A 5,444-nucleotide genomic window follows, 5' to 3' on the forward strand; every position below is an offset into this window, starting at 1 on the left:
GCCGAATTGGACAGCCTGATCGCTTTCATTCACCAACACATACAGATCCATTTGTACCGATTTAAAAGACTGTGCAAAAATATACTCCGCCAACAGCGTAATTTCAGGGATTAATACGTTCATGGGGTCATCCGCTGTCGTCAAAATCGACAAATGGACACGCTCGAACGAAGAATACAACCGACCGTAATCTGCCAGATGTCCACTAGCCCGGCGCAACGCGGTGTTAAGCTCAATTAGTTGCGATTCATGTGTATAAAAAGCCTGGTGCAAGTCACGGCGTATCGTTTGGTGGCCACTTTCCTCCGGTACCGCTATCGTATGAACAATAGCATCCACCGAACGATCTACAGCCGCATGTTCTTCCTGCGAGCGGATCTGAATATACGTTACTCCCGTGCTGTTATCCCACTTGGTCCGGTTGATATCTGCAATGGTGTTCATCACTGGGTTCATGCGATCACCGATAAAAAGAAACACGGACGGGAAATGGATGCTACTGCGTCCATCCCCGCTTCCGATTAATTGGTCCTCTGCGGCTGCATAGTCAGCCGCATAACGTAACAGCTGCTCTCTCATACTTTACTTCAACTTTCTGCGGATGTCGTTTAATTTTCCAGCCATTTGAGCATAGAATGCATAAAGTTCCGCTCCGTTAGCCAGCTCCACCTTTTCATATTCCAATTGATTGCGGGCCTCTGTGTAAGTTGCAGCCAGTTCATCCAGCTTCGCCAGCAATGGTGTAATATCCTCAGATGAAGTCAATACAGCATCACGGCGATCCGCCTTGCGCATTAGAGCGGCAAATTTCTTTTCTTCCAAACCACGGAAGTTTGTAAACACTTCAAACTCCACATAATTACGGCTCTTCATGACATTGGCAAACGGCTCCCAAGCCTCTTCCTCTTCGTCGCGATCATAGACGTACAAAGCACCTTTTTTCGTAATCGTGTCCGTATAGAGTGCCTGAATGAACTGATCCAGCCATTTTTCTTCATCCTGATATTTGCCCAGCAAAGCTTCCAATTCAGCGGCTTTCGCTTCAATTAGTGTATATTTCGCCAGTTCTTCACGAACCACCTGTGTTAATTCTGGTGAACGGATCAGGTTTTCCTTCGCCATCTCTTCATTGATGCTGCCAAAGATGTCCTTGCTTCCGGCCTGCTCCAGCCCTTCAGCCAGCAGACGTTTCAACTCAGACCATGCTCTTTTTACTTCACCCAAATTCGGCTTGGATTCCTGCAAGCGCATATCGTAGCCTGCCAGCATCGCATTCAGATCTAGCGCATGTGAACGGATTACAGTGAAGCGGCTGCTCGTATTCTGATCGACATCCTTTTCCCGAATCACGCCAAGTGACTTGGCACGGTCAAAATCATTACGAATGCGGGCATTGTAAGCTTGCACACGCGAATTGACGTAAGTTTCGCCCCATGACTTTTCAGGAATCGGCGACGGCAGATTAGTCCAATTGTTCTGACCTGTTTGCACCAGATGACGGCCAATACCTTCGCGGTCAAGAATCGTTTTTTCATAGCTTTCTTCATACACTTTGAGCGGCGTATATACAAACAGAGGAACACCATTACGCGTATTGAGCCAAAAAATCCGGTTACGAACTTCACTCTCTTTAATCGTAAAGTGTGATTTGCCAATTGCATTATTTTGATAATTGCGAACGCCTTTCAGGATATTAGGCGACTGTACAGGTACTGAAACGAATCCCCATGATGGGAAGTACAAGTTGCCAGAGCTATTGCTCAGATGGAACACAGGTACAGCTTCCTCATCCAGTTTGCTCGCAATGTAGCGCTCCACAAATTTTTCAATGGCTTCATCTTGCCCGTATTTCATGACGAGGAAATCCTCCATGGAACGGGTAATGAGATCACCGAACTTATCAGTCAAGAAGTTGGAGATTGAGCTAATGATGTCCATATCCTGATCCTTCACCCATTGATCTGAATTTTCCAGCAATTCTTGGGCAAAATCACGAATCAAATCATCACCGTTGCGGTTGTCCAGCAGCTTGGTCACAACTTCAGAAATATCCGGTACACTTACCAGATTCCAATAGTACGTTTTATTACCTTTGTGATCGGACTGTTCCTCGCCGTTAATCAGCAGATCGCCATTCTTCTCGAAAATCGCGCTCAATGCGTTCAAAATTTCAGTAAATACATTATAAATGCGGCTATTTTCCTTGTTCAACAGGTCATACAGGTCTTCATAAAATTCAATGAGCTGCTCTGTACGTTCCACATCAGCCCGCAGCCAATATTCGTTAATTTTCGCTTCAATGTACGCATTTTTCTTTTTATCCTTGGACACAAACGCGCTCTTGGCATCGCCCAGCTTTTCGTTCGCCTGCTCACGCGCCCATTCAATGTCCGTTGGAATACGGTGCAGTGATTCACGCAACGTCTCAACATATGACAGCAGCATTTTCAGCAAGCTAAATCCTTTTTCAGTATAAATCATGCGGGATACATAAAACGGCCCTTGCTCAGGATGCAGAAACATCCGGCGGATTTGGTCCGTAAACTGTCCTGTAATTTCGCCAGGAAGCTGTTTCTTCGCTTTGATATACTCTTCACGGGCACGCGTCAGGAACGTTTGCTCCAGCTCGGTGTCCATATTGACAACTTGCATTTTAACAACATTGCTATAACTTAACCGTTCACTGTTTTCAAAGCCCGGAAGCGGCTCAGGTACACGGGATTCAAAGTTTTTGATCATGCTATCCAAATCCACGCCCAGCTTGCGGGCAAACTTCTCTACATCCTCTTGATTTGGCGATTGCTCAAACATTTTGGACATTTTTCCAAACATTCGATAGGCCAGATATGTCGTCATTTCCTCCATTGGCAGTACCGCCGAGGAAGCCCCGATAATATTGTAATCGTAGTTTGCCGGATAGGCCTTATTCATTTGTGCGATGTTGGTACGGATATTGCTGATATAGTCATGAATGGCAAACTCTTCACCTGACTGTTTTTCCTCACTCGCCATAAAGTTGGTGATGTTCTCGGCAGTGACATTCATGCAGTAATCATAAGCATTTTCCAACAGCTTGCCTTCCGTATTCGTGGCCGAAATGAGATGACACAGATTAAACGGCGGAAGCGGCGAGTTCACGGTCAAAATATTTCCGTACTGCTGTTTAAAGCGTTCACCACGGCTGTCTACATTCATCCAATAGTCCAGCTCTTTCAGTGCAGCATAGCCGTTCTTTTTAATATATTCACGTGTATGCTCGCTCAGGCTTTTGTTCGCTAAATTAATATCCGGTGTAAACAGATAACCTAATGTATTTACACGGTCTACACCTGCAGAGCCATAGTCACGCTCAATAATTCCTCGGACGATATATGAGATATCGAGGAAAGTACCGCTTCCTGTACCGCCGGACAAACCGGACAGCAGGAACACCATAAGCTTCTTGTTGGTGCCTTCAGACAAGGTTTTGATTTTTTTGTCAATGCTTTGTACGACCTGATTGATTTTGGTGAACAACAGCAATCGTCCTGCCTGACGTACCCCTGCCGCCCCATTCATACCATCGGTAATGCTCAGCTCTGGAGACAGCCAATCGGTAATGTACGGCTCAAGAATGCTGCGGTTTTGCAGCAATCCGCCGATTTCCGCATTGGATAGCAATACAAACTCATTGATGGGGTCCAAACCAATCCCCTTGTATTTTTTGTTGCGGTCTTGTTCATTCGTTTCAAAAGCGAGAAATTCCACATTGTCCGGTTTATCGCTCTTTTTCTTGGAGATCGGATCTGCTGGAAGCTTGAATCTGCGGTTAATTTGATATTTCAAGCGAAGAAGGGCATCAATTCCCGTGCCTCCGAGTCCGATAATTAAAATAGGATTATCAATAGTATCAACTCTGATCTTATCGCTTACGATCCCCCCGCCGAGTGATACGTCTAATTGTTGGATATGCTCTCTAACTACTGGTTTCATAGATATGACCTCCTAAGGGTTCGTTTAGCTGTTTACTGAAATAAATTCCAGTAAAATGGTTTTGTCCACACTGGCTAACGGGATGGTCAGACGATCACCGTTTTTGAGTTCAAGACCGTTGCCAGTGTCTACAGCCCGTCCGGATTTCTCAATCGTAATCTCGGGGGTACTGCGCACAATGATACGATCCTGATTGGCTGGTGTGAACACGACCTTGTCGGTTCCAGCAAATTCCGGTGCCAGTTGCAGCAACTGGTGCAGATTAAATTTGCCCCGGAAGGTGTTCAGCTTCTTGTATTGTGGATACGTTTTTTCGCCAGTGTTCTCATCCCGGATTTCCAGTACGATTTGACCGACAAAGCCACGGTTGGCCTTTTTGACAGCCTTCCAGATGAAATATGCGGCAACCAGCAGAATGAGCAGCCCCAGCCCTAAAAGAATGAGTGGCATTAGCTTGGACTTTTCAGCAGGTGTTGTTGGCTGCGTCGTGCCCGTATTCGTACCGCTCGTCGCCCCTGCTTTAGCACTGATGGTTACAGGCTGTGTTTCACGGTAGAAGCTCTTCTCCTCTGCTTTAACGGTTAGTTCGTAGTCATGCTCATCTGGAATCGTATAGCTACCGGTAAAAGAATCCCCTGCATTGGTTAACGGCACCTCATTCGTTGTACCGGAATCCAGATCCTTGACCTTCAGAACAGCATTCATATTTGCATACAATTCCTGATCCTGAAGCTGCTGGCTATTGCTCGTCAGGTAGGAACGAATTTGAACTGCATCGCCTTTTTTGTATGATTTGGCGGACGGTGCGTCCATTTTCAGCTCCAGATCGTAGTTAAACACCAGATTAATATCAATCTGATCCTGCTGGACTCCCTTGACTTGGAGCTTCCAGTCACCAGCCACAGGCTTGAGCAGTTTAATCAGCGAGTAGCTTTTGGACTTGGACAGCAGCACATCGCTCGAAGGAATCGGCTTGGTGTTGCCCGACGGGTCTATCAGTCTCGCATCCACCGGTTTCGAGGACATGATCGAAATGTTAGCCTCCAGCACACTATCGTTCGGTACGGTTACCGTTACATCCTGATAGTCGCCGTTTGCCGTAATGGACTGCAAAGGCACCACTTTCAACTTCAAATTGCTGGCGAAAATTTCACTTAAAATGTTCGGCAAGTCATCCGCTGAGCTTGTAATAAAGGACTTGCCGCCCGTTTGCTGCGCTATGTCGGCAAGCTTGTTTTTATTCAGCTTCCCATCTGCATTCAAGCCGATGGTGTAGATCGGAACGCCGCTATTTTTAGCCTCGGCTACAGCCTGTGCCATATCCTGATCGGATTGGCTTTCGGTTCTGCCTGTCGTCTTATTAAAATCGTTGTTACCGTCGGCCAACATGACGATCATAGGCGCATGTCCAGCTGTTTTACCATCTTGCAAAATGCGGATCGATTCCTTGACACCCACGGAGGTGTAAGTAT

The 5,444-nt window shown here is 46.3% G+C and carries 2 protein-coding genes and 1 pseudogene; all 3 read right to left on the reverse strand.

Annotated elements, in window-relative coordinates; all coding sequences use genetic code 11:
* Nucleotides 1–579: pseudogene (locus GRP75_RS18225) on the reverse strand (transcription initiation factor TFIID); the annotation flags it as partial.
* A 3-nt stretch (nucleotides 580–582) separates the two neighbouring features.
* Nucleotides 583–3,972, reverse strand: coding sequence for a tubulin-like doman-containing protein (locus GRP75_RS18230; RefSeq protein ID WP_023988387.1), 3,390 nt, complete (start codon nucleotides 3,970–3,972; stop codon nucleotides 583–585).
* A gap of 24 nt (nucleotides 3,973–3,996) precedes the next feature.
* Nucleotides 3,997–5,444: vWA domain-containing protein (locus GRP75_RS18235; protein WP_160789984.1), on the reverse strand; the 1,448-nt coding region annotated here is incomplete at its 5' end.

The organism is Paenibacillus sp. OT2-17 (assembly GCF_009827695.1).
GTDB classification, from domain to species: domain Bacteria; phylum Bacillota; class Bacilli; order Paenibacillales; family Paenibacillaceae; genus Paenibacillus; species Paenibacillus polymyxa_B.